Origin of the sequence: Actinomadura rudentiformis (assembly GCF_008923185.1) — a bacterium.
GTDB classification, from domain to species: Bacteria; Actinomycetota; Actinomycetes; order Streptosporangiales; family Streptosporangiaceae; genus Spirillospora; species Spirillospora rudentiformis.
Genome location: NZ_WBMT01000010.1, coordinates 315,806 through 337,870, shown reverse-complemented (window position 1 = coordinate 337,870; position 22,065 = coordinate 315,806). Strand labels below are relative to the sequence as shown.

The window sequence follows — 22,065 nt, the reverse complement described above, 5'->3', positions numbered from 1 at the left end:
AAAGCGCCCTCTCAAGCGCCCTTTTGCGCTGAGACAAACGTCATGGGATGGCGTTTACAGGTCCGTGGAATAGGCGAGAAGTCATTCCTCGATGGCGCCGATTGTGGTCGTCCGGGGGCGTCCCGGTCACGGGGCCGCCGTTCGGGCGTCGAGTTCGATGGCCGTGCTCAGCCTGGTGGTGCGGGCGTCGGTTCGGAGATCGACGCCATAGCGCCCGGCGTGCGTGCGCCAGCCGGGGAGGGCGGTGTCGTAGACGGCCAGGATGCGCGGTTCGAGCTCGATGGTGACGCGTTCGGACTTCCCGGGTTCGAGAGGGACACGGGCCCAGCCGGCGAGGCGCGAGGACCGGACGCCGGTGGCGGGCGGGAGCGTCACGTACACCTGCGGGGTGTCGGTCGCGGCGACGGTGCCGGTGTTGGTGACGGTGACCTCCGCGCTCAGGCCGTCCTCGTCCGTGACCTTGAGATCGGCGTAGCCGAAGCGCGTGTAGGTCAGCCCGAAGCCGAACGGGAAGAGCGGATCGATACCCTGCCGCTCGTACCAGCGGTAGCCGACATCGGAGCCTTCGATGTCGTAGTCCACCTGGAAAAAGCCGTGCCGGGGCCGGCCCGGATCGGAGGTGGTGCTGGCGGGATCCGGCATGACCGGCCTCGGCAACTGGTCGATGTCGCGGGGGAAGGTGACGGGAAGCCGCCCGCAAGGTGACACGGCTCCGGTGAGGATGCGTGCGAGGGCCTGGCCGCCCTGGCAACCCGGGTACCAGGCGGCGAGAACGGCGTCGACGTCCTCGAGCCAGGGCATCTCCACCGGGCCGCCTGTCTCCAGGACCACGACCGTGCAGACGGCGGTCCTGGCGACCGCGCTGATGAGCGCGTCCTGGTCGCCGGGCAGCGCCAGGTCTGGATGGTCCCGGCCCTCGGTGGACCAGGACTCGGCGAAGACGATCGCGACGTCCGCGTTCCCCGCGACGTGCGCGGCCGACTCCAGGTCGCCACCGGGTTGGTAGACCACCAGCGCGTCGGGCAGCGCGGAGCGGAGCTCGGCCAGCGGCGAGGAGGCGTGGTAGACGCGCGGCAGGCCGTCCCGGCGGCAGGCCATCGAATCCTCGGGCGCCACCTGGCTGGAGCCCCCTCCCGAGAGCACGCCGAAATCGGCGTGCCCGCCGATGAGCGCGATCTGCCCGGTGCCGGGGGCCAGGGGGAGCGCACCCCGGTTGCGCAGGAGCACGATGCCGCTCTCGGCCAGGTCCCGGGCTTCCCGTGCGTGCGCGGCGCGCTGCTCGGCGGTCAACGCAGGCGCGGCCGGCTCGGGCGCAGGCGGCCCTGGCGCGGTCGGCCTGTCCGCGGTCGAACCGGGCGGGGTCGGACCGGGCGCAGGCGGCTCGGGCGCGGTCCGGACGGCGCGTTCCAGGAGGCCGGCTTTGATGAGGACGGTCAGGATGCGCGTGACCGCGTCATCGACGCGGGCGGCGGGCACACGGCCGTCCCGGACGGCGTCGAGGAGCGGCGCGCCGAAGTAGACCTCGTCGTCCAGGTCCTCGCCGGACTCGCGGTCGAGGCCCGCGGTGATCGCCTCGACCGTGGAGTGCGTGCCGCCCCAGTCGGACATGACCATGCCGGGGAACGCCCACTCATGCTTCAGCACATGGTCGATGAGGAAGGGGTTCTCGCTGGCGTAGGCGCCGTTGACCCGGTTGTACGCGGTCATGACGGCGCCGGGCCGGCCGTGCTCGATGGCGATCTGGAACGCGAGCAGGTCGGATTCGCGCATCGCGCTCTCCCCGAGATGCGCGCAGACGACCGTGCGGCCGGTCTCCTGAGCGTTGAGGGCGAAGTGCTTGAGGGTGCAGGCGACCCCGCGGCTCTGCACCCCGGCGATCGCGGCGCCGGCCAGGCGGCCGGTGAGCAGCGGATCCTCCCCGACGTACTCGAAGCTGCGGCCGCCGCGCGGTTCGCGGATGAGGTTGGCGGCACCCGCGAGCTGGATCACCGAGCCCTTGGCGCGCGCCTCGGCGCCCACGACGGCGCCGACGCGGCGGGCGAGCCCGGCGTCGAACGAGGCCCCCATGGCCAGGCCCGCGGGCAGGGCGGTGGACGTGTCGCCCTTCCGCAGCCCGCAGGGGTTGGCGATCCCCAGCCCGGCGTCGGTCTCCTGGATCGGCGGGATCCCGAGTCGGGGAACGCCTGGGTGGAAGGCGGCCGTCTGCTTCGCGCCCTCCGGGCAGGCGGAGTCGTAGCACGTCGGCACGTGGAGGAGCCCGACCTTCTCCTCCAGCGTCAGCTGCCGGACCAGGGCTCTGGCCCGGGACTCGGGAGTCTGCCCGTCCGCCCGGCCCGGTTCCGCGACCTCGTCCGGCGAGGTTCTGCGCGTGGGCGTAACGATGATCCGTTCCTGTCGCTCGGTGGGCCCGCCGATACGGGCCCGCGGCAGGAGATATGCGCGGTACAGAAACGGGCTAACGCTACTTATTGGACACAGGCCAGGATTTTGGACCCCCTTGGCGTGGCCGGCTCACCCGAAGCGTTCGCGCAGTTCGGGCAGCAACTCGACCTCCGCCCACCGGCGGAAGTCCTTCTGCCGGTCGTGCCCGCTCTGGCAGAACGAGATGTGCGTGAATCCCGCGTCCGCCCACTGCTGCACGGCCTGGACGTAGCGTTCGACGTCGTCTCCGTAGGGTGCCGACTCCGCGACGTCCTCCGGACGCACGGTCTCGGCGGCGGCCTCGAAGTTCTTCGGCGTGGCGAGCTCGGCCATCACCTTCCAGCCGGGCGCCGAGAACTTCCAGTACCGGTGCGCGATCTCCTTGGCCTCGTCCGCGTTGTCGCCGTACGAGACCGGGATCTGACCGTAGACCGGCTTGCCCTGGCCGCCCTTCTCCTTGAAGAGCTTGACGACGTCGCCGACGGGCTGGTCGGAGATGAGGGCGTCGGCGTACTTGGCGGCCAGCCCGCCGGCCCGTGGCCCCGAGGCGGCCATGCCGATGGGCACGGGCCGCTCCGGCAGATCGAAGATCTTGGCCGAGTCGACCGTGAAGTGCCGTCCCCGGTAGTTGACGTAGTCGCCGCCGAACAGCTCCTTGATGATCTCCACTGCCTCGGCGAACATCTCGTGCCGCACGTCCACCGAGGGCCAGCCGCGGCCGACGACGTGCTCGTTGAGGTTCTCGCCGGCGCCGAGCCCCAGCGTGAACCGGCCGTCGGACAGGACCCCGACGGTCGCCGCCTTCTGCGCGACCACGGCGGGGTGGTAACGCATGATCGGGCATGTCACGAACGTCATCAGCGGGATCCGCTCGGTGGCCTGCGCCAGCGCGCCCAGCACGGACCAGACGTAGGCCGAATGCCCCTGCTCCTCCAGCCAGGGGAAGTAGTGGTCGGAGATGACCGAGTAGTCGAAGCCGATCTCCTCGGCTCCGACGAGATCCTCGATCAGCTGCTTGGGTGGCGTCTGCTCGCAGAGCAGTGTGTATCCGAACTTCATGACCGCTCGCATACCCACTGGACCTTGACGAACCATCCAGATTTGGCAACGCCCTGTCGACGAACGCGAGACCACCCTGGGGCGGGATCGGGCGCGGTGACCGTGACCCCGGCCTCCGGGCGTTCAAACATCGACGGTGAGTGATCCTCTTCACATTTCGGTCCGACTGGAAGGTTCGGACAGAGTCGCCTTGTTGAAACCTCTCTGGATACCCAAGGAGAGGTAAAGGCAGTTGGCTCTACCAGCGATGTTTCGCTCGCTGCGACATCATAACTACCGGTTGTGGGCGATTTCGGACATGGTCTCCGTCACCGGCACCTGGATGCAGGCGCTTGCCCTCAACTGGTTGATCTTGTCGATCACGCACTCGGCGACCAGCGTCGGGCTCGGCCTCGTGCTGAACGCGGCCCCCGCCCTGGTGCTCAGCCCGTTGGCCGGCGCCCTCGCCGACCGCCTGCCGGTGCGGCCGATCGTGCTCGCCGCCCAGGTGGCGCAGGGCGGGCTGGCCGTGTTGCTGGCGTTCATCGCGGTCGGCGACGTGCAGACCACCGGCGGCCTGTACGCGATCTCGCTGGCGTCCGGTGTCGTCGGGGCGTTCAGCGGCCCCGCCCTGGGACGGTTCGGCGCGGAGGTGGTCGGTCCCGAGGATCTGTCCAACGCGCTCGCGCTCGGCTCGGTGATCAACTCTGCCGGGCGGATCCTGGGCATGAGCCTCGCCGGCGCGCTGATCCCGCTCGTGGGCGTCTCGGGCGTGTTCATGGCCAACGCGGCCAGCTTCCTCGCCGTCATCGCGGCGGTCCTGCTGATGCGGCGCGGGGAGCTCCACGTGATCTCGCCCGCCGCGGCGACCGAGCGCGGTATCGCGGACGGGCTGCGGTACGTGCTGCGCACCCCATGGCTGCTGGTGACCTTCGCCCTGGCGTTCGTGATGGGCAGCCTCGGGCGCAACTACCAGGTGACCATGGCGGCCATGAGCGATGGGCCGCTGAACGCGGGTGCCGGAGGCTACGGCGTGTTGTCGGTGGCCTTCGCGATCGGCACGGTACTCGGCGGCCTCTACGCGGCGGCGCGGGCGCGGCTGCCCCTCCGCTTGCTGCTGGCCGTGTCGGTGGCGGCGTCGGTCGGTCAACTGCTCTCCGGCGTCTCGCCGAGTCTGGTCTTCTTCGCCATCGTGATGGTCCCGGTCGCCGCCGCCGCTGTGATCATCGACACCACCGTCAGCACCCGGGCCCAGCTCGACAGCCCCTCCCACCTGCGCGGCCGTGTGATCGCCGCCCAGGGCATGGTGGGGGCCGCCGCCGGCGCCGTCGGTCCTCCCGCCCTCGGCGCGCTGTCCGACGCCCTCGGCCCCCGTGCCGCGCTCGTGCTGGCGGGCGTGGTCACCACGGCCACCGCGCTGATCGCCGCCTATGCCCTGATCCGCATCAAGCGGGCCCGAGTCTCCGTGGCCACGACCATGGACGTGAACCCCGTCCCGGTCCAGGCCGCCGCAGCCCCTGCCGCGAGCGCCGCGTTCCCGGCGATGAGCGGTGCGCCCGCCGTCGCCGACTCGCGGGTCGGCTGAGCGGTTGCGCGGCCATCACGCCACGTTTCGGCGGTGCTGACCCGGAACGAGGCTCAGGCGGACGACCGTCGGCAGCGCGTTGAGGTCCAGCGCCGCACGCACATGCGTCACGGCCTTGTCCTCGATGCCCTTGCGCAGGGTCTCCAGGTTCGCGCGGGCCCCGTACGCCACGTTGAGCATCAGCCTCGGATGGTCCTTGTCGCCGAGGAGCCGTGCCCGCGCGGCTCGGACGCCCGGCAGGGCCTCGATCTCCTCTTCCAGGGCGGAGGTCACGGCGTCCGAGGAGACCCGTGTCTGCCCGCCTGAGTCGTCCGCCTCCAGGGACAGGCCGGGGAGCTTCTCGCTCCGGGCCTGCGCGAGCAACCACGCCACGCCGATCAGTGCCAGCGCGCAGGCACCGGCTGCGACCGACGGCCAGAACCAGGAGTGCTCCCCGGGGAAGCGGCGCATCGCATCCGTGAGGACGGGCGCCGATTCCGCCGATGGCCCCCACCAGCCGACGGCCCGCGTCAGGATGGCGCCCCCACCGGCCGTGAGCAGCAGCCCCAGAACGGTCAGCCCCGTGCGGTTGATGAATGCGGCTTTGCGATCCATGCGTCACGCCCCCTTGCGCCGGACCCGCACGCCGACAGTCCGGGGCGGGTCGACCCCCAGCTCGTCGAAGCGGGCGCGCACGGCGTCGCGCACCTTCTCCTTCAGCTCGCCCGTGTCCCGCACCGGCGTGACCACCGTCACGATGACCCGGTTGCGCCGCGCCTTGACGCGGTGGACGTCGCTGACCAGGTCGACGTCGCGGGCCGCCGTCGCGGCCGCGGTCCGCAGGCCACGCCCGGTGACCCCCATGACGAGATCGGGGTCGTCCGTGCGCAGCCGGATCAGCTTCGTGTGCCCGGGGAGCAGGCCCGCCAGCAGCGCGGCAAGGCCGAGGAGCAAGGCCACGGCGCCCGCGGCGATCACTGCGGTGCTCCGCCAGCCGGTGCGGGCCAGCCGGTCCGCCAGCCGTTCGTACGGGATGACGCCCGCAGGACTGCCGGCGAGTGCGGAGATGGTCTCGATGGCCACGATCGTGCCGGCGACCGTCAGCGTGGTCGCCGCCACCAGGGCGGGCCATACCCGGCGTGGCCGGAAGACGCGGCGGGCCGCCCGCCGCGCCGCGCGGTCCGCGCTCTTCGGCGGCGCCTCCGTACGATCCGACGCCTTCGGCAGCCGTCCGGCGGCAGTGGTCATGACGACCGCCTCCCCTGGGCGAGCGCGGCGACCTCGATGTCCACGGGACCGACGCGGAGGCCGGTGAGCGCCCGCACCTGATCCCGGATCCGCGTGCGCGCCCGCCGGGTCACCTCGCGTACGGAGGCGGGATAGTCCACCGAGATCCGCACGCGTGGCGAGACCAGATCACCTTCGGCGGCCGTCCAGCCGCGTGGGCGCCCCTCGCCGCGCCTGTGGCCGGGGAACCGGCCGTGCACGCCGCCGATGCCCGGCGTCTCCGCCGCGGCCCGGCAGGCGATGGCCACGATCACCCTGTCGTCGATCTCGGTCGTTCCGTGGTCCGAGGTGAGCCGGGCGGTCATGATGACCTGCCCCGCCGCTCGTGCGCCGGTCCGAAGAGATCGCTCACATCGAGCTCGCCCTCGATCACCCGGCCGGTGAGAAAGCCTATGATCCCGAGAACGAGGACCGCCAGGAACGGGCCGAACCCGCCGAAGCCGGCCGCCAGTCCCAGGACGGCGCCGAAGGCGAGACCGGCCAGCGGCCAGATCTTCGCGTCACCCATCGTCAATCCCCCTTTTAGTTCAGCTTGCGAGCACGTCGCCGGCGGCGGCGTTCCAGCCATCGCTGGAGGGCCCCGCCGGGTCCCCGCCGCCGCCGTACGACGGTCACCCGGCCGTGCGCCCGCGCGGCGGGCGCGGGACGTCGGCGGCGCAGCCCCGTGGCGAACACCTCGGGATCGCCTCCCGCGTCCGGATGGTTGGCGCGGATCCAGGCGCGGAAGGCGGCCCTGTCATTCCCGCTCGTCATTCCGGCTCGTCATCCCTGCTCAGCACCTGTATCTGCACCTGTGTCCGCACTTGGGTCCGCACTTGGGTCAGTCCGTCTCAGCGCCGTCCGTCGTCCGCGATGACATCTCCCACGATCACGTGCACGGACCTCCCGCCCACCAGCGGCGCGACGGTCGCGGCGACCGTCTCGGCGGTCCGGAAGACGGGCCGCTCCAGCGTCGTGACCACGCAGACCACGACCTCGTCGTCGTGCACGGCCACCCCGCGCAACGGCGCCCCGCGCCGGTAGGTGACGACGTTCTCCGGCTCGTTCGCGCACAGGCCGGCCACCCCGGGGCACCGGACGGCCGCCGCCGCGACGCGTTCGGCGAGTTCCCCGTCGGCCGGTGAGCCGGCGGAGCCGGAGGCCGGAGCCTCGACCGACGTCATTGGACCCGTGATTCCCTCGGCTTGTCGGAGCCGCGGGACGAACCCGAGTCGTCGTTCTTGTCCTCCACGGGCAGGTGGATGTCGTCGACGGTGATGTTGACCTCGACGACGTCCAGCCCGCACATCTGCTCGACCGAACGGATGATGTTCTCGCGGACGGCACCGGCGAGCGCCGGGATCGCCACCCCGTACTCGACGACCACGTCGATGTCGACGGCCGCCTCCCGCTCGCCGACCTCGACGGCCACGCCCTGCGAGACGCTCTTGGTCATGCCCGGGATGTGCTCGCGCATCGAGCCGAGCGTGCGACCCATGCCCGCACCCAGGGCGTGCACACCGCCGACCTCCCGGGCCGCCATTCCCACGATCTTGGCGACGACGCCGTCGGCGATCGTGGTGCGTCCCTGCTGGGTGACCAGCGTCCCGCCGCTCTTCGAGCGCGTGCCCGGCGAGGACGCGCTCTGCCCGTCCTCCTTGGACGTTCTCGACGCCGACTCGGTCACCGGCCCGCGCGGGACGTCGGCACTGGAACGGTCCCTGGTCGTGGTCTTCCCGTTGCCCTGAGTCACGATCTTCCCCCGATCGATCTGTGAGCATGAGCATGGATGACTGGGTTCATACCCGCGTTAGCCGTAATATGACGCCACGGGTAAAGAATGGCCGAATTTGCACAAGCACGCCGTTGTTTTGTGCTTGCTGTGACGTTTGTGCTGCTGAGCAGCCTCAGCAGTCGAGTTTTGAGAGCTTTCTCATTAACTCAGAAGAGGGTCGGCGGCTCGGCGGGAATGGGCTCGGGAAGCGGCTCGGCTTCCGGCACCTGTTCCCGCACTTCCTCGTGGAACCGGCGGGCGAGTGTCAGTGCGTCGGCGTTGTCGGGCGTGTGGATGAAGACCGTCGGAGACCGGCCCTCGCGAAGCCATTCGGCGACCTGCCCGACCCATGGCCGCCAGCCCTCCACCGTCCGCGCCGTGTCGTCACGGCCGAGATAGCGGACGATCGGCTGGTCGGTCAGCGCCGCCGACCGGCGCGGCACCCGCGGCTTCTTCGTCCAGGCGTCCCGTTCTGCGTCACTGGTCGGCGGGCTCTGGAACATGGTCACGGTGTCGAACGGGATCCACTCCGCGCCGACCTCGGTGAGCAGCCTCTCAAGCCATCCCGCCGACCGCGCGTCCTCGAAGAACGCCCGGTGCCGTACCTCGACCGCCCACCGGTGCGTACGCGGTTGCCGGCGGAGGAAGGCCGCCAAGGTCCCCAGATCTGACGGCGCGAACGACCCCGGCAGCTGGATCCAGAGCGCGTGGTTGCGCGGCCCGAGGGGTTCGACCGCCGTCAGGAACGCCCGGAGATCCTCGTCCGCACCGGTGAGGCGCCGTTCGTGCGTGATGGTCTTGGGCAGCTTCACCACGAAGCGGAAATCCGGGTCCGTCTGCTCCGCCCACGACTCCACGGCGTCGCGGCTGGGCGTGGCGTAGAACGTGGTGTTGCCCTCAACCGCGTTGCACCAGCTGGCATAGGCACGCAGGCGCTCCTTGGGGGACAGGGGATGGGGCAGCAGACGGCCCTGCCAAGGCGCATGAGCCCACATCGCGCATCCCACATGAAGCCGCATGGATCCGACGCTATCGAAGCTCCACCGACGGCAGAAATTCTGCGGAAGTCCGTAATGAGAACGCGGTCTCGCCGTCTCTCCATCATGTCGGTACCAGTGAAGGAGAACTCATTGTCTGACCGCAGCAGGGTGGTCGGCCTTCCCGTGCGCCGCATCGAACTGGGACTGTCGTTCAAGGACGACGCCCGGATCGCACGCGATCTTCGTCCGCACGTGCCCGGGATCGCCGCGGAGGCGGTCCGCCGGATCCAGGAGCGGGTTCCGGAGTTCCGGCGGCCGCACGATCACCGGTACGCCGAGGCACTCGGGCTGGCCGTCGAATACGCCATCGGGCATTTCCTGGACCTGCTGGCCGATCCCGGCACGGAGTCGGGGGAGGTGCTGGAGTACTGGCGGCGGATCGGCGTCGGAGAGGCCCTTGAGGGGCGGACGCTGGACGCCTGGCAGGCGTCGACCCGGATCGGGGCGGGTGTGGCGGTCGAACGGCTGACCGAGCGCGCCGAGAGCCTCGGTCACCGGACGACCGCGGCCATCGTGGCGGGCATCGCCAACGCGGTCTTCGGGTACCTGAACCAGCTCGCCGATGCCGTCGCGGCGGGACACGCAGACGCCGCGGCGCGTGCGGCGGGCGCGCACCAGGACCGCCGCCGTCGGCTGCTCGACCTGCTCCTCGCGGAGCCCGCCCCGGATCTGAAGGACCTCAGGGAGCCGTCCCGCGAGGCGGGCTGGCCGCTGCCGCAGACCGTGGCCGCAGTGGCCCTGCGCGAACACGGCGCCGACTCCCGCCGCCCGCCGGTTCCGCCCGATGTGCTGCTCGGCCTGCACCTCTCCGAGCCGTGTCTGATCGTCCCCGATCCGGACGGCCCCGGCCGCCACCGGTTCCTGCGGCAGCAACTGCGCGGCTGGACCGCCGCGATCGGCCCGACGGTCGAGATCACAGAGCTGGCCACGTCGATGCGCTGGGCCGCCAGCGCGCTGGAACTGGCGGTGCAGGGGCTGATCCACCCTGCCGGCCAGATCGACCCTGCTCGCCGGACCGACCCTGCTTGCCATAACGACACCGCCGGGCTGATCGTCGCCGAGTCGCACATGCCGATCATCCTGATGATGCGGGAACGCGAGCTGGTCGAACGGATGATCAAGCGGCGGCTCGCGCCGCTGCTGACCGTGCGGCCCGCACAGCGCTACCGGCTCGCCGAGACCCTGGTCACCTGCCTGGAGTGCGGCTTCAACGCCACTGAGGTCGCCGGACGCCTGCATGTGCACGCCCAGACCGTCCGCTACCGCATCCGCCAGCTCGACGATCTCTTCGGGGACGACATCCACGCCGTCACCGGGCGGCTCGAACTGCACATGGCGCTGCGGGCGTGGCTCACCCTCAACGCCGAGCCCCTGCCGAGCGACCAGCTCAGCTGCGGGTGAGCGTTCCCACCGTTCGGCGGATCTACTCTTGGACGACCCAGCCCTGGGCGGCCATGCCGGAGAACGACGAGGACTTCAGGGTCACCGGCTGCAGGCCCGAATAGCTGGCCTGCAGATACCAGCCGTCCCCGTTGGCCAACCGCGCGCCGCCCACACCGCCGGACCGCACGAACTTCCAGATCTGGTGCGGCCCGCCGCAGGGCGCCGTCGTCACGGCGTACTTCGTGGCGCCTTCCCAGGGGACGGAGTCGGATTCCGTTCCGCGGCTCATGCATTTGCCGTTGGCGCCGCTGGTCAGTGTGAATCCGCCACCGGTGTTCTTACGCCGCCAGGCCGTTGCCGAGTCACCGCACGGGCGTTGCACGACCGACGAGCCGGCCGGGGCCAAGCATGATTGCAGGGTCGCACTGCGAATCCGGAAAACCCCGTTCGGAGCGGGACCGGCCCCCGGGGGCTTCTGCTTGGCGGATTTGATCCGTTTGGGCGCCACGGTCGGCGTACCGCCGTTCTGGGCCGGCTGCAGGCGCCGGGTCGGGGCCGGGCTCGCCGACATGGCGGGCGGGCTGTTCGGCGCCGCGGCCTTCGGCGGCTTCCGCTCTGCCGGACCGAGACCCACGGTTGCGAACAGGACGGCCAGGAGGGCGGCACCGCCCGCCCCGGCGACCCCCGCGGGAAGCGCCCAGCCCGGAAGGGCCGCCCCGCCGCCCGCCGGCGCGAGGACACCCAGCGGCGCCGAGGGCGCCCCCAGCGCGACGACGCCGACCGGCAGGGCGCGCCGCAGCCGCGCGTTGAGGTCGGACATCTCCTCGGCGGTGCGCCGGCAACCCGCGCAGGACGCGAGGTGCGAGCGCAGGGCGCGGCCGCGGCGGCGCCCTGGCCGCCGCACGCTCGCGGCGAGCTGGGCGGTGAACTCCGCACACTCCGGATCGCCCTCGCAGCTGGCCGTGAGGAAGGCCTGCCGGAGCCCCTCGCGGGCCCGGAACGACAGCTGGGCGACCGCGCCGGGCTCCATGCCGAGCAGCTCGGCGACCTGCTGGACGGGCTCGTCCTCGATGATCGTGTGCCACAGGACGGTCTGCCATCGTTCGGGCAGGGAGCGGAACGCGCGGACCAGCGCGTCGAGCTCCTCCAGGTCCGGCGGCTCGTCGGCGGGCCGGTCGGCCCACTCGGCGACCTCGTCCGTCACCACCGTGCGCCGACCGGACCGGGCCCAGTCGGCGGCGGTGTTGCGCACCACGGTGTAGAGGTAGGGCCGGTAGGCCTCGCGCGGCCCCATGCCCTGGCGCAGCGCCGCCAGCGTCCGTGCGAACGCCTCGCTCGTCAGGTCCTCGGCCGCGTGCTGGTCGCGCACCAGGCCCCGGGCGTATCCCAGCACAGCGGTGTGATGCCGCCGGAACAACTCTCCCGACGCATGCTCATCGCCGGTCCCGGCCGCCGCCACCAGGTCGGCGTCCGACTCCGTTCCCACGCGCGTAGCCACCGGGCCATCCAACCCAAGCCTCGCAAGTCACCACAACCCTCGCCCATCACTATTGGCGCATTTGGCCAACACTGGCTCAGTGGTAGGCCTCCCAGGGCTTTGGCGGGTACTCCGCCGTGCCCCGGGAGGCCTCAACGTGACACCTGTCCGATCGTGTGCGCTGACCAAACGTGGGCATGACGCCCGCGTTGGTCCTCGGACGTGGAGAGATCGTGCACAGACTGGCAGGTCCGGAGCGGGTGCTGGCAGGCCGCTACCGGTTGGTCGAACTGGTGGCCCGCGGTGGTACGGCCGAGGTCTGGCGTGCGACGGACCTGCGGCTCGGACGCCCCGTCGCGGTCAAGATCGTCGAGATGCCCGCACAGGTCTGGCACGAGGCCAGGCACGGCGCGCGGCTCGTCCACCCCAACGTCGTGGAGGTCCTCGACGTCGGGGATGAGAACGGCCGGTTGTTCATGGTCATGGAATGGGTGGCCGGATCCGACCTGGCCGTGGCGCTGCGCCACGGAGAGGTGTTCTCGCCGCGGCGCGTGGCCGAGATCGGCGCGCAGGCGGCACGGGCCTTGGAGGCCACCCACGCGCAGGGGATCGTGCACCGCGACGTCAAGCCGGGCAATCTGCTGCTGGCCGACAACGGCACCGTCAAGCTTGCGGACTTCGGCATCGCCGGCACGGCCGACCGGCCGAGGACCCGATCAGGCCCCTTGATCGGCACATCCTTGTACATCTCGCCCGAACAGATCAGAGGGCAGGAGGCAGGACCGTCCAGCGACCTGTACGCGCTGGGTTGCGTGCTGTACGAGCTCTCGGCGGGACGTCCGCCCTTCGTCGCCCCCGACACCGAAGAACTCCTGCGCCAGCACGTGGAGGACGACCCCATCCCGCTGCGGACCGATGGAGACCTCGACCAGGTGATCATGTCCCTCCTGGCCAAGAACCCGGCCCAGAGGCCGCCGAGCGCCGGCCACGTGGCTCACGTGCTGGAGACACTGACCCTGCACCAGACCACCCAGGTGCTGCCGTCCTCGCGGCCGCGGTCGCGGGCGCGCCTGAGCGACAGACCACTGCAAGCGGCCGCGGTCGCGGCCGTGGTCCTCATCGCCGCCGTGCTCACCATCGTGACGGTCGTCGAGACGAGCGCGCCCGCCACCCCCGCGCCGGCGGTGACCATCCCCTCAAAGGCGCCGAGCTCCCAGGCACCGAGCTCCCACGCGCCGAACTCCCGGGCACCGAGCCCGCCACCGGGACCGGCCCAGCTGGTCCCGCCCGCACCGGACGACCAGCCCCCGGGCCATTCGAAAGGCAAGAAGAAAAAGGACAAGAAGGGCCGCGGTTAGTTACTTGCAGGTAGTTTCTTTGGGGTGGTTACTTGCTCGGCTGCGGTGTCTTGCAGGAGATCTTCGGATTCACACCGACATAATTCAACGGACCGGCCACGATGGTCACCGCGACCGTCGCCACGTTCGAGCAGTCGGCGTCGGAGTCGTCGAAGTAGTGGCGCTGCCCGGCGGCGAGCGCGCCGATCACCAGCCAGATGATGAGCAGAGCCGTTCCGATACGCATCGCTACCTCCGACGGCCGGCCACTGGGGCATGAATGGCGTTACATCGTCGAACGAAACGACTGTGCCCGATGAGTTAAAGGACAAACCCGTCCACCCGGCCCTGCCCGCGTCAGTCGAGCTTGCGGCCGACCCCCGCGTAGCACCACTGGCGGTCGGCGCCGGGCGGAAGGGTCGCACCCGGCCGGGGGCGCCACAGCGACAGCGTGGTCAAGCCCGGCTCCACCAGCTCGAAACCGTCGAACAGCCGCGTGACCTCCGCGTGGCTGCGCAGGGTGATCTGGGACGTGGCCTTCTCGTACACCGCGCCCGCGTTCCGGACCCGGCGGTCGGCGTCGAAGTCGGCGGTCACGTGCGAGACCGTCAGGTAGCTCCCGGGCGCCATGGCCTTGTGCAGCCGCGCCGCGATCCCGGAGGGATCGTCCTCATCGCCGATGAAGTGCAGTACGGCCAGCATCAGCACGGCGATCGGCTCGTTGAAATTGATGAGCGCGCGCGCCTCGGGGTCGTCGAGGATGTCCTCGACGCGCCGGGCGTCGCCCTGGATGACGGCGACCCCCGGCGTGCTGGCGAGGATCGCGCGCCCGTGGGCCAGCACTATCGGGTCGATGTCGACGTACAGGACGCGCGAGTCCGGGGCGACGCGGTGGGCGATCTCGTGCACGTTGCCCTGGGTGGGCAGGCCGGAGCCGATGTCGACGAACTGCCGGACCCCTGACTCGGCCAGGAACCGCACCGCCCGTCCCAGGAAGGCGCGGTTTTCGCGTGCCATGAACGGTGTGTCGGGGGCGAGACGGACGACCTCTTCGACAGCCGCGCGGTCGGTGGCGTAGTTGTCCTTACCGCCCAAGAGGTAGTCGTACATCCGCGCGACGTTCGGTGTCCGCAGATCGACCTTGTCCAATGTCCACTCCCGGCCGCCCGATGGGCGGCATCCAAATGCCAGTCATATCGGTAAATACCTGAGAGCATGCAAGCACAGCACCTACCCCGGTACAACCGAATCAAATACGACGCGAGAGAGTGTCATGCCACGCGACGGTATTACCCCAGCCCAGATTCCCGGTCCGCCCGCGGAGGGCGGCGTCGAAGCCATCGTGGAGGCGGGGGGTCTGCACAACTACCAGCTGCGGTTGCACGCCGAGTACGGTCCGGTGGTGCGCTTCCCGCTGCCCGGAGCCGACCTGGCGGTCTCGGTCGCCGATCCCCTTCTCCTGGAGGCCACGGCCAAGATCAACAAGCGGCCGGAGAAGCTCTTCGAGTTCCTGACCCCGCTGCAGGAGTCGGGCAACCTGCAGACGATCCCGGCCGACGAGCACGTGCCATGGCGCAAGGTGATGCTGTCGGTGCTGGCCGGCCGTCCCTCGCACGAGGCGCACTTCGCGCGCTTCACCGAGCTGACGACCGAGATGGCCGATCGCTGGGCGGGACTGGCGTCGCCGGTCGAGCTGCAGAAGGACCTGAGCGAGCTCTCACTGCGCATGATCTGCGAGTACGCCCTGGGCAGCGGCCTGGAGTCCGAGGAGTCCGCCGGGCGGGTCGTGTCGGCGTTCGAGGACCTCCTCACCGAATACCTGGGGCGGCTGTACCAGCTGGAGACGCCGGGCACCGAGGAGGAACGCGCCGCGCGTGCCGAGGAGGCCCTGACCTATCTGCGCGCGACCGTCGACCAGGTGATCGCCGCCCACGCGGAACGCGAGGGAGACGCGGAGGCCGACCGCAGCGACCTGGTCGCGGCCCTGGCGGCCTCAGGCGAGTCCCCGGCGCGGATTCGTGACACGGTGCTGATGACCCTGCTGGCCGCCCACCACACCACCGGCGTCGCCATCTCCTGGACGCTCTACCTGCTGGCCCGGCACCCGGATGTCGCCAAGCGCGCCGCCGACGAGGTGGACGTGGTCCTGGGCGACCGGGCCGTGCCCGAGTACGGCGACCTCAAGAGGCTGACCTACCTGGACATGGTGCTCAGGGAGGCGATGCGGCTGTACCCGCCGGGGCCGTACGGCGCGCGCGAGGCGACCGAGGACCTGGTGCTCGGCGAATACACCGTTCCCGCGGGCACGACCATCTTCTATCCGTTCTGGGCCGTGCACATGAACCCGGACTACTGGCCCGACCCGGAGGTGTTCGACCCCGACCGATTCACACCGGAGGCGTCCGCGGGGCGCCCCCGGTTCGCCTACATCCCGTTCGGGCTGGGACCCCGCAGTTGCGAAGGTGCCGGCCTGGCGATGGTCGAGGCCGAACTCGTCCTCTCGACCCTCCTCAAACGATTCGACTTCCAGCTCGCGTCCGAGCAGACGATTCAACCCATCGAACGCTTCGTCCTATGGGCGGCCGAAGACATCCGCATGAACCTGACCCCGCGCAGCCAGGGCTAGAGCAGGCTAAGGCTTGCGGAACTGCTCGATCAGGACGGTGTAGCCGTCGCCGCCCTGCCCGGCGGCGACGGCCCGGTCGGCCAGGGCCTTGACGAACCTGGGAAGCTCGGCGTTGACGCCCAGCGACTCGCTCTCGTGGATGACGTGCTCCATCGCGTCCACGTGAGTGTCGAGCGTGGAGTCGAACCCCGGGTAGGTGCCCTCTTCGATCTGCTGCGCGTAGCCGTCCAGCCAGCCGGTCACGGTCCCGATCAACATCTTCACCAGCGGGGTGAACGCCGTGGCCGGCACACCCGCCGTCCCGACCAGCGCGGCGCCGTGCAGGAAGCCGTTCAGAATGCTCCACATCATGGTCAGCACGGCCACGTCGTGCAGCGACGCCAGGCCCGGGTCGTCACCGAGGTGCATCGTCCCCGAGGCGAGGCTCCGCAGCGTCGGCTCGTGCCGCTCGAAGGTCGGCCGGGGCCCGCTGTAGATGACGGCCTCGTCCCCGGCGTCGATGCCCGCGGGGAGGGCCAAGATGGCACCGTCGAGGTAGTCGATGCCGCGCCCCGCCGCCCACTCGGCGGTCTCACGTGCCTGAGCCGAGGTCCCGGAGGTCAGGTTCACCAGCACCCGGCCGTCCAGGACTTCACCCAGCGGGTCGAGCAGCCCGTGTACGGCGTCGTAGTCCGAGACGCAGATGACCACCAGTGGGCTGGCCGCGACAGCGTCGCTCACTGAGCCGGCGAGTGTGGCGCCTTGCTTGACCAGCTGCTCGGCCTTCGCGGCCGTGCGGTTCCACACGGTCGTGGGGTGTCCGTTGCGCAGGAACGCTCCGGCAAGCGCCTGGCCCATCAGTCCAAGGCCGATGACCGTCACAGGCGTACGGCCGGCATTGTGCTGCTCCATCAAGTCTCCCTCAGGTGGGTTTGGCATTGATGGCTGAATCATCAACGTTCACACCGATATGAAGGTCAAGGCGGCGGACCGGGGTCCCCACTCCGCGCGGGGACATCCGGATCGTGACCCTCGGTGGGATCACGAGCGACGACGGCAACGCCCGTCCGGGTGCCTGTGTCATACGACACATACATCAAACTGTTTTGATGTATTCTGGGGACATGGTGCCCTCGGGTCCGCCGGCTCCGGCGTTCGTGCGCATGGCCGCCCATCCACTGCGGTGGCGGCTGCTGACCGAGCTGAGCACCGGCGACTACCGGGTGCGTGAGCTCGTCGAGCTGCTCGGCCACCCGCAGAACCTGGTCTCCTACCATCTGCGGCTGCTTCGCGGCAGCGGGCTCGTCACCTCCCACCGGAGCAGCTTCGACGCCCGCGACAGCTACTACCACCTCGACCTGGAGCGCTGCGCGGACGCACTGGCCGCCGCCGGTGTCGCCCTGCACCCGGCGCTGCGCCTGGATCCCGCCCCGCCATCCGCCGCGGACGTCCGTCCGGTCCGGGCTCGCGTGCTGTTCGCGTGCACCGGCAACAGCGCCCGGTCGCCGGTCGCCGAGGCCCTGCTGCGCCATCGCACCGGTGGCCATGTGGAGGTGACCAGTGGCGGCAGCCACCCTAAACCGGACATGCATCCCAACGCCGTGCTGGTCTTGCGCGAGCAGTACGGCATCGACATCGGCGACCAGCGACCGCGTCACCTGGACACGGTGACCGTTCACCGTTTCGACCGCCTGATCAGCCTGTGCGACAAGGTCCGCGAGGTCCGCCACGAGTTCAGCGATCATTCGAGGCTGATCCACTGGAGCATCCCCGACCCGGCCGGTGGGGGCTACCCGGTGTTCAGCCAGATGGCGGCGGAGATCGACACCCGTATCCGCTACCTGCTGCCCGTACTCGCCAAGAACCAGGAGGCCCAACCATGACGACGACCGACGAGCTCGCCGGTGTCCGCTACATTGTCGACGATGTGGACGCCGCTGTCCGCTTCTACACCGACCACCTCGGCTTCACCTTGCACAGCAACCCCGCGCCCGCCTTCGCCGACGTGGTCCGCGGGCCGCTGCGGGTGCTGCTGTCCGGGCCGGCGAGTTCAGGCGCCCGGGCCACGCCCGACGACTCCGCCACGCCGGGCCGCAACCGCATCCATCTCGTCGTCGACGACCTCGACGCCGAGATCGACCGGTTGCGCACGGCCGGGCTGCCGTTCCGCGGCGATGTGGTCGCCGGCCCCGGTGGACGCCAGATCCTCCTCACCGACCCGGCGGGCAACCTCATCGAGCTGTTCGAACCCGCTTCACGCTGAGTCGAAGCCGACGGTTCCAGCCCAGCGCTCACCTTCGGCCTCGGCTTGCACCATTGCATAGATGGATGTCAAATTAGATGCGTGTCGAAGTTGAAGGATCTTGAGATCACCGATAGAGGACGCTGCTGCCCGCCGCTCGCGAGCGCCGTGATGCCGGAGTCCGAGGCGGTCGAGCTGGCCAAGGTGTTCAAGGCGCTGGCCGACCCCGTGCGGCTGCGGCTGCTGAACCTGATCGCGGCCCATCCGGGTGGCGAGGCCTGCGTGTGCGACCTGACCGACTCGTTCGAGCTGACGGCGCCGACCATCTCCCACCACCTGAAGGTCCTGCGCCAGTCCGGTTTGATCGACGGTGAACGGCGCGGCACGTGGGTGTACTACCGCGCCGTCCCCGAGGCGCTGTCCCGGCTGTCGGGGCTGTTCACCCCGCAGGCGCCCGCCACGGTCTGTTGACCGCGCCGGTTTTGACCGCGCCGGTTACAGCGGGCCGCGGTGCCAGGGGCCGCGGATCGCGTACGTGCGGCCTGGGGGTGTGAGGTCTGCGGTGTTGCCGAGGTTGTTGGCGAAGAGGGTGGAGCCGTCCGGGCTGAAGCAGGCTCCCGCGAACTCGCTGTCGTCGGTGAGGTTGACGGCGAACTCGAACGGCGCGCCGCCAGGGTCGAGGCCGATGAGCCGGTTCACGTTGGTGAGGTCGGGGGCGAGAGGGTGGGTGTCGGCGTCGGCGGACGAGGCGTCGTCCTCGCACAGGATGATGCCGCCGCGCGGCGTGAACGTGAGGTTGTCGGGAGAGTCGAGCACCTTGCGGCCGGGGGACTCGTAGACGAGGACGAGGGTGCCGCCGTCTCGATGCCGGCGGCTGGGGATGTAGCGCCAGACCTGGCCGTAGCCTTCTCGGTAGCCGTCGGGGTTAGGGGCGTCGCCGTTCTTGACGTCGCCGCCGCTGGTGGAGTTGAAGTAGATGCTGCCGGCGCCGTACCAGCAGCCTTCGAGCCGGTTGAACTTGGCGCCGCCTGCCGCGAGGCCCTGCTGGGTGCAGGTGGCCGCGCCGTTCTCCAGGTCGGGATCGGGGTCCTCGATCCGGACCCATTCGACCGGCAGGCGTGCGCCCATGCGCTGGCCTTCGCGGGTGTCGTACCCGGGCCGGTCCTTGATCTTGAGCATCTCCAGTACGCCGCCGGCGGAGAGATCATGCGGGTTGCGCGGCCGGAACCGGTAGAAGCCGTCGGGCTTGCCGGAGTCGTCCTCGGTCTCGTAGACGTAGCCGGTCCGGGGGTCGACGGCGACGGCCTCATGGGAGAAACGTCCCATCGCTTTGATCGGCTGGGAGGCCGCGGGGCGGCCGGGCCGGGGGCCGCGCAGCGGGACCTCGAAGATGTAGCCGTGCTTCTGCTGCCAGCCTTGTGCGGGTCCGGCGGTGGTCTCCTCGCAGGTGAGCCATCCGCGGTGGCGGTACATGATGCCGCCGGCGCAGTTGACGATGGTGCCGTTGAGACTGACGAAGCTCTGCAGTACGCGTCCGGTGTGCGGCTCGACGTCGAGCGTGGTCGTTCCGGCGACGCCGAGGTCGTCATAGCGCGCTGACCCGGGAACGTGGACGCGGCCGATCGGGCTGCCGGGCGGCGTACGGACCTCGTGGTTGCGGATCAACCGGACCGCTCCGGGCCGGGGGCCGGCGAAGGCGGCCATTCCGTCATGAGCGATGGGCGTGGCCACGCCATCGCTCATGGGCGTCCCCGTGAAGCCGAAGACCGTGTAGGAGAACCCGGCGGGAAGGGCGAGCAGTTCCTCGCCGGTGTTCTTGGCGCGGGTACGGCGCAGAGGCCCGTAACCAGCCCGTTCATGGCCGGGACGTCCGGCTGCGGCCCAGGCGGCGTGGGAGCCCAGGGTCTGCATCGCGAGGCCTGCGGCGACGGTTCCGCCTGCGGTGGTCAGGAATTCCCTGCGGTCGAGTTGCGCCATGGCTACACGCCTCCCAAGTGAGTGCCGTTCGTCGGACGCTCGTATGCAAGTGTCGGCCGGGTTAACGGAATGCCACTTCCAGGTGAACGCCATTGCGTGCATTACGGCACGAGATCGACTTGTAGGCAAGGCGGCATCGCATCCCGATAAAGGCGCCGAGGCGCTCGCCTGAGGGCCGTGGCCGGATCCGGTGATGGATCGGGCTCCGATTCTGTGATTTCAATGGCGGGGAAGCTCCCCCCGATCTCCGGGAGAACCGATGATCCGGACTCTCCTCGTTCTCGCCGCCTTGTCCCTGGCGCCGGTGCCGCACGCGACGGCCGCCGCGGTCTACGACGTCCGGGGCGGTGATTCCTTCACGACGTCACCGGTGTCCGGCCGGTGCACGGTCGGATTCTCGGTCCGGGGCGGCTACATCACCACGGGGAGGTGCGGCACGCCAGGTGCGACCGCAGTCGGCCACAACGGGGTCGCACAAGGAACGGTGCAGGGATCCACCTTCCCCGGTGGCGGCGGCGGATGGGTCAGGACCAACACCAGCTGGCGGCCGCGCGGCCTGGTCAACCGGCACGACGGCACGTTCGTGACCGTGCGCGGAGGGCAGGCCGCGCCGGTGGGATCGGCCGTGTGCATGGCGGGCGCGGCCAGCGGCTGGCGGTGCGGGGTGATCCAGGCGCGGAACATCACCGTCAACTTCCCCGAGGGCGTGCTCACCGGACTGATCCGCACCAGCATCTGCGCCGCACCCGGTGACCTGGGCGCGCCGCTCATCGCCAACGGGCAGGCACAGGGCATCTTGGTGGGCACCGGAGGCGGCGGCTGCCCCTCGTACTTCCAGCCCGTCAACAACGTGCTCGCGGCCTACGGCCTCACCCTGGTGACCGAGTAGGCAGGGCCGTACTCCGGAACGGGCCGTCCAGGGCGGCCCATTGGAGCAGCATGATGGACTTGGCGTCGGCGATCTGCCCGCTGCGCACCATGGTGAGCGCCTCGCAGAACGGCAGCTCCACAATCGCGATGTCCTCGCCTTCCATCGCGATGCCTCCCGCGTCGCCGGTGGCGGTTGCCGGGCCATATGGGGCGGCGAAGAAGTGCAGGCGTTCGGTCACCGACCCCGGGCTCATGTAGACGTCGAACACATGCTCGGTGACACCCACGGTGTGCCCGGTCTCCTCGGCTGCCTCCCTGCGGATGGCCTCCTGCGGGCCGTCTCCGTCCAGCAGCCCCGCCGGGGTTTCGACGAGCATGCCGTCGGGGTGCCCGTTGACGTACGCAGGGAGACGGAATTGGCGCGTCAGCAGCACGGTCTCCTGGTCGGTGTTGTAGAGCAGGATGGTCGCGCCGTCACCGCGATCGTAGGTCTCGCGCTGCTCGCGGCTCCAGTGGCCGTCACTGTGCTGGTAGTCGAAGGTGGTCTTGCGCAGGACGTACCAGTCGCAGGCGAGCACCTCCACGTCACGGATCCGCACCCGCGGGTTGCGGGCCAGATCGCGGCCGTGCTGGTCCAGGCCGGTGCGTCCGCGGCGGTCGGGGGTGTCGAGGCCTGCGGTCATCGGGCGGCGGGGACGTCGGTGAGATCGGTGTAGACGGTCGTGCCCTGCGCCCGAGCCTGGGCCACCATCCGGTCCGCTCCTTCTGAAGGGCCGCCGATGCGCAGCACCGCGTCGCAGCGGGACAACAACCGTTCGGCGACGGGATGGAAGATCTCCTGGAACGCGGCGTCTCCTGGACGGGCGCTCCCCGCCGTCTCCAGCAGCGGAAGGGCCAGGGCCTCCCCGGTGACGGGCAGATGCCCGGCGCGGAACAACTCGAGGGCGACCTTGTTCATCGCCTGTACGTTCGCCTCCAGCTTGCGGGGATCGTCGCCGGTGCCCGACCGGTAGGGGCCGGCGACGAGGATCATCAGTTCGCGCGGAACGGTGTTCATGGCAGGTCACTCCT

General features: G+C 70.4%; 25 protein-coding genes. 8 read left to right on the top strand and 17 right to left on the bottom strand.

The genetic code is table 11. From position 1 onward, the window contains the following. Window positions 1-126 precede the first annotated feature (126 nt). Window positions 127-2,247, bottom strand: a complete 2,121-nt coding sequence (locus tag F8566_RS22840; protein WP_225993421.1) for a beta-glucosidase family protein — start codon at window positions 2,245-2,247, stop codon at window positions 127-129. Between the two features lie 264 nt (window positions 2,248-2,511). After that, on the bottom strand, window positions 2,512-3,480 hold the full coding sequence (locus F8566_RS22835; RefSeq protein ID WP_151563034.1) for a TIGR03557 family F420-dependent LLM class oxidoreductase: 969 nt from the start codon (window positions 3,478-3,480) through the stop codon (window positions 2,512-2,514). Between the two features lie 247 nt (window positions 3,481-3,727). On the opposite strand from F8566_RS22835, the gene F8566_RS22830 reads away from it, so the two are divergent. After that, the gene (locus F8566_RS22830; protein ID WP_151563032.1) at window positions 3,728-5,044 is read left to right on the top strand and encodes an MFS transporter; all 1,317 of its coding nucleotides are present in this window, start codon (window positions 3,728-3,730) and stop codon (window positions 5,042-5,044) included. A gap of 15 nt (window positions 5,045-5,059) precedes the next feature. Here F8566_RS22830 and amaP read toward each other — a convergent pair whose 3' ends face one another. From amaP to F8566_RS22790, 8 genes are all read right to left on the bottom strand, one after another. Then, the gene (amaP, locus tag F8566_RS22825; RefSeq protein ID WP_151563030.1) at window positions 5,060-5,638 is read right to left on the bottom strand and encodes an alkaline shock response membrane anchor protein AmaP; all 579 of its coding nucleotides are present in this window, start codon (window positions 5,636-5,638) and stop codon (window positions 5,060-5,062) included. A 3-nt stretch (window positions 5,639-5,641) separates the two neighbouring features. Next, window positions 5,642-6,271: a DUF6286 domain-containing protein gene (locus F8566_RS22820; protein ID WP_151563028.1), complete on the bottom strand. Its 630-nt coding sequence runs from the start codon at window positions 6,269-6,271 to the stop codon at window positions 5,642-5,644. Next, a complete protein-coding gene (locus tag F8566_RS22815; protein WP_151563026.1) occupies window positions 6,268-6,615 on the bottom strand; it encodes an Asp23/Gls24 family envelope stress response protein in 348 nt (115 codons plus the stop codon). The genes F8566_RS22820 and F8566_RS22815 overlap by 4 nt, the downstream gene beginning before the upstream one ends. Continuing rightward, window positions 6,612-6,818: a hypothetical protein gene (locus F8566_RS22810; protein ID WP_404800331.1), complete on the bottom strand. Its 207-nt coding sequence runs from the start codon at window positions 6,816-6,818 to the stop codon at window positions 6,612-6,614. The genes F8566_RS22815 and F8566_RS22810 overlap by 4 nt, the downstream gene beginning before the upstream one ends. A gap of 14 nt (window positions 6,819-6,832) precedes the next feature. Beyond that, window positions 6,833-7,063: a hypothetical protein gene (locus F8566_RS22805; RefSeq protein ID WP_151563024.1), complete on the bottom strand. Its 231-nt coding sequence runs from the start codon at window positions 7,061-7,063 to the stop codon at window positions 6,833-6,835. Between the two features lie 77 nt (window positions 7,064-7,140). Next, window positions 7,141-7,473 carry a hypothetical protein gene (locus tag F8566_RS22800; protein ID WP_151563022.1) on the bottom strand — a complete coding sequence of 111 codons (333 nt, stop codon included), beginning with the start codon at window positions 7,471-7,473 and terminating at the stop codon, window positions 7,141-7,143. Beyond that, window positions 7,470-7,976, bottom strand: coding sequence for an Asp23/Gls24 family envelope stress response protein (locus F8566_RS22795; RefSeq protein WP_151563157.1), 507 nt, complete (start codon window positions 7,974-7,976; stop codon window positions 7,470-7,472). Before F8566_RS22795 ends, F8566_RS22800 begins: the two co-directional genes overlap by 4 nt. Before the next feature lie 254 nt (window positions 7,977-8,230). Further along, the gene (locus tag F8566_RS22790; protein ID WP_151563020.1) at window positions 8,231-9,082 is read right to left on the bottom strand and encodes a DUF72 domain-containing protein; all 852 of its coding nucleotides are present in this window, start codon (window positions 9,080-9,082) and stop codon (window positions 8,231-8,233) included. A 111-nt stretch (window positions 9,083-9,193) separates the two neighbouring features. Here F8566_RS22790 and F8566_RS22785 point away from each other — a divergent pair, with 111 nt between their 5' ends. Further along, window positions 9,194-10,504, top strand: a complete 1,311-nt coding sequence (locus F8566_RS22785; protein WP_151563018.1) for a PucR family transcriptional regulator — start codon at window positions 9,194-9,196, stop codon at window positions 10,502-10,504. A gap of 22 nt (window positions 10,505-10,526) precedes the next feature. On the opposite strand, the gene F8566_RS22780 is transcribed toward F8566_RS22785, so the two are convergent. Continuing rightward, the gene (locus F8566_RS22780) at window positions 10,527-11,984 is read right to left on the bottom strand and encodes a sigma-70 family RNA polymerase sigma factor (protein WP_192809813.1); all 1,458 of its coding nucleotides are present in this window, start codon (window positions 11,982-11,984) and stop codon (window positions 10,527-10,529) included. 212 nt (window positions 11,985-12,196) lie between these two features. Here F8566_RS22780 and F8566_RS22775 point away from each other — a divergent pair, with 212 nt between their 5' ends. Next, window positions 12,197-13,321: a serine/threonine-protein kinase gene (locus F8566_RS22775; RefSeq protein ID WP_192809812.1), complete on the top strand. Its 1,125-nt coding sequence runs from the start codon at window positions 12,197-12,199 to the stop codon at window positions 13,319-13,321. A gap of 28 nt (window positions 13,322-13,349) precedes the next feature. Here the strand turns inward: F8566_RS22775 and F8566_RS22770 are convergent, their stop codons facing one another. Together F8566_RS22770 and F8566_RS22765 are read right to left on the bottom strand one after the other, a co-directional pair. Continuing rightward, window positions 13,350-13,547, bottom strand: a complete 198-nt coding sequence (locus F8566_RS22770; protein WP_151563011.1) for a hypothetical protein — start codon at window positions 13,545-13,547, stop codon at window positions 13,350-13,352. 110 nt (window positions 13,548-13,657) lie between these two features. Next, window positions 13,658-14,449 (bottom strand): SAM-dependent methyltransferase, encoded by a 792-nt coding sequence (locus tag F8566_RS22765; protein WP_225993420.1) that lies wholly within the window; start codon window positions 14,447-14,449, stop codon window positions 13,658-13,660. A 124-nt stretch (window positions 14,450-14,573) separates the two neighbouring features. Here F8566_RS22765 and F8566_RS22760 point away from each other — a divergent pair, with 124 nt between their 5' ends. Beyond that, window positions 14,574-15,926: a cytochrome P450 gene (locus tag F8566_RS22760; RefSeq protein WP_151563009.1), complete on the top strand. Its 1,353-nt coding sequence runs from the start codon at window positions 14,574-14,576 to the stop codon at window positions 15,924-15,926. A gap of 6 nt (window positions 15,927-15,932) precedes the next feature. Here F8566_RS22760 and F8566_RS22755 read toward each other — a convergent pair whose 3' ends face one another. Next, window positions 15,933-16,817 (bottom strand): NAD(P)-dependent oxidoreductase, encoded by an 885-nt coding sequence (locus F8566_RS22755; protein ID WP_151563007.1) that lies wholly within the window; start codon window positions 16,815-16,817, stop codon window positions 15,933-15,935. Window positions 16,818-17,029: 212 nt separating this feature from the next. Between F8566_RS22755 and F8566_RS22750 the strand changes: the two genes are divergently transcribed. From F8566_RS22750 to F8566_RS22740, 3 genes are all read left to right on the top strand, one after another. Beyond that, on the top strand, window positions 17,030-17,788 hold the full coding sequence (locus F8566_RS22750; RefSeq protein ID WP_151563005.1) for an arsenate reductase/protein-tyrosine-phosphatase family protein: 759 nt from the start codon (window positions 17,030-17,032) through the stop codon (window positions 17,786-17,788). Then, window positions 17,785-18,168 (top strand): VOC family protein, encoded by a 384-nt coding sequence (locus F8566_RS22745; protein WP_151563003.1) that lies wholly within the window; start codon window positions 17,785-17,787, stop codon window positions 18,166-18,168. The genes F8566_RS22750 and F8566_RS22745 overlap by 4 nt, the downstream gene beginning before the upstream one ends. A gap of 150 nt (window positions 18,169-18,318) precedes the next feature. Then, window positions 18,319-18,618 carry an ArsR/SmtB family transcription factor gene (locus tag F8566_RS22740; RefSeq protein ID WP_151563153.1) on the top strand — a complete coding sequence of 100 codons (300 nt, stop codon included), beginning with the start codon at window positions 18,319-18,321 and terminating at the stop codon, window positions 18,616-18,618. A 24-nt stretch (window positions 18,619-18,642) separates the two neighbouring features. Here F8566_RS22740 and F8566_RS22735 read toward each other — a convergent pair whose 3' ends face one another. Beyond that, a complete protein-coding gene (locus F8566_RS22735; protein WP_151563001.1) occupies window positions 18,643-20,124 on the bottom strand; it encodes a PhoX family protein in 1,482 nt (493 codons plus the stop codon). 259 nt (window positions 20,125-20,383) lie between these two features. Between F8566_RS22735 and F8566_RS22730 the strand changes: the two genes are divergently transcribed. Then, window positions 20,384-21,013 carry a S1 family peptidase gene (locus F8566_RS22730; protein WP_151562998.1) on the top strand — a complete coding sequence of 210 codons (630 nt, stop codon included), beginning with the start codon at window positions 20,384-20,386 and terminating at the stop codon, window positions 21,011-21,013. Here the strand turns inward: F8566_RS22730 and F8566_RS22725 are convergent. Both F8566_RS22725 and F8566_RS22720 read right to left on the bottom strand, forming a co-directional pair. After that, complete coding sequence (locus F8566_RS22725) at window positions 20,994-21,677, bottom strand: NUDIX domain-containing protein (RefSeq protein ID WP_151562996.1); 684 nt, start codon at window positions 21,675-21,677, stop codon at window positions 20,994-20,996. The genes F8566_RS22730 and F8566_RS22725 overlap by 20 nt on opposite strands. Then, window positions 21,674-22,051 (bottom strand): hypothetical protein, encoded by a 378-nt coding sequence (locus F8566_RS22720; RefSeq protein WP_225993419.1) that lies wholly within the window; start codon window positions 22,049-22,051, stop codon window positions 21,674-21,676. Before F8566_RS22720 ends, F8566_RS22725 begins: the two co-directional genes overlap by 4 nt. Window positions 22,052-22,065 lie beyond the last annotated feature (14 nt).

Bases quoted from the DNA above. Each gene is read 5' to 3' on its own strand.
- F8566_RS22835 (WP_151563034.1), bottom strand. From the start codon at position 3,480: ATGAAGTTCGGATACACACTGCTCTGCGAGCAGACGCCACCCAAGCAG.
- F8566_RS22830 (WP_151563032.1), top strand. From the start codon at position 3,728: ATGTTTCGCTCGCTGCGACATCATAACTACCGGTTGTGGGCGATTTCG.
- amaP (WP_151563030.1), bottom strand. From the start codon at position 5,638: ATGGATCGCAAAGCCGCATTCATCAACCGCACGGGGCTGACCGTTCTG.
- F8566_RS22820 (WP_151563028.1), bottom strand. From the start codon at position 6,271: ATGACCACTGCCGCCGGACGGCTGCCGAAGGCGTCGGATCGTACGGAG.
- F8566_RS22815 (WP_151563026.1), bottom strand. From the start codon at position 6,615: ATGACCGCCCGGCTCACCTCGGACCACGGAACGACCGAGATCGACGAC.
- F8566_RS22810 (WP_404800331.1), bottom strand. From the start codon at position 6,818: ATGGGTGACGCGAAGATCTGGCCGCTGGCCGGTCTCGCCTTCGGCGCC.
- F8566_RS22805 (WP_151563024.1), bottom strand. From the start codon at position 7,063: ATGACGAGCGGGAATGACAGGGCCGCCTTCCGCGCCTGGATCCGCGCC.
- F8566_RS22800 (WP_151563022.1), bottom strand. From the start codon at position 7,473: ATGACGTCGGTCGAGGCTCCGGCCTCCGGCTCCGCCGGCTCACCGGCC.
- F8566_RS22790 (WP_151563020.1), bottom strand. From the start codon at position 9,082: ATGCGGCTTCATGTGGGATGCGCGATGTGGGCTCATGCGCCTTGGCAG.
- F8566_RS22770 (WP_151563011.1), bottom strand. From the start codon at position 13,547: ATGCGTATCGGAACGGCTCTGCTCATCATCTGGCTGGTGATCGGCGCG.
- F8566_RS22760 (WP_151563009.1), top strand. From the start codon at position 14,574: ATGCCACGCGACGGTATTACCCCAGCCCAGATTCCCGGTCCGCCCGCG.
- F8566_RS22755 (WP_151563007.1), bottom strand. From the start codon at position 16,817: ATGGAGCAGCACAATGCCGGCCGTACGCCTGTGACGGTCATCGGCCTT.
- F8566_RS22750 (WP_151563005.1), top strand. From the start codon at position 17,030: ATGGTGCCCTCGGGTCCGCCGGCTCCGGCGTTCGTGCGCATGGCCGCC.
- F8566_RS22745 (WP_151563003.1), top strand. From the start codon at position 17,785: ATGACGACGACCGACGAGCTCGCCGGTGTCCGCTACATTGTCGACGAT.
- F8566_RS22740 (WP_151563153.1), top strand. From the start codon at position 18,319: ATGCCGGAGTCCGAGGCGGTCGAGCTGGCCAAGGTGTTCAAGGCGCTG.
- F8566_RS22735 (WP_151563001.1), bottom strand. From the start codon at position 20,124: ATGGCGCAACTCGACCGCAGGGAATTCCTGACCACCGCAGGCGGAACC.
- F8566_RS22730 (WP_151562998.1), top strand. From the start codon at position 20,384: ATGATCCGGACTCTCCTCGTTCTCGCCGCCTTGTCCCTGGCGCCGGTG.
- F8566_RS22725 (WP_151562996.1), bottom strand. From the start codon at position 21,677: ATGACCGCAGGCCTCGACACCCCCGACCGCCGCGGACGCACCGGCCTG.
- F8566_RS22720 (WP_225993419.1), bottom strand. From the start codon at position 22,051: ATGAACACCGTTCCGCGCGAACTGATGATCCTCGTCGCCGGCCCCTAC.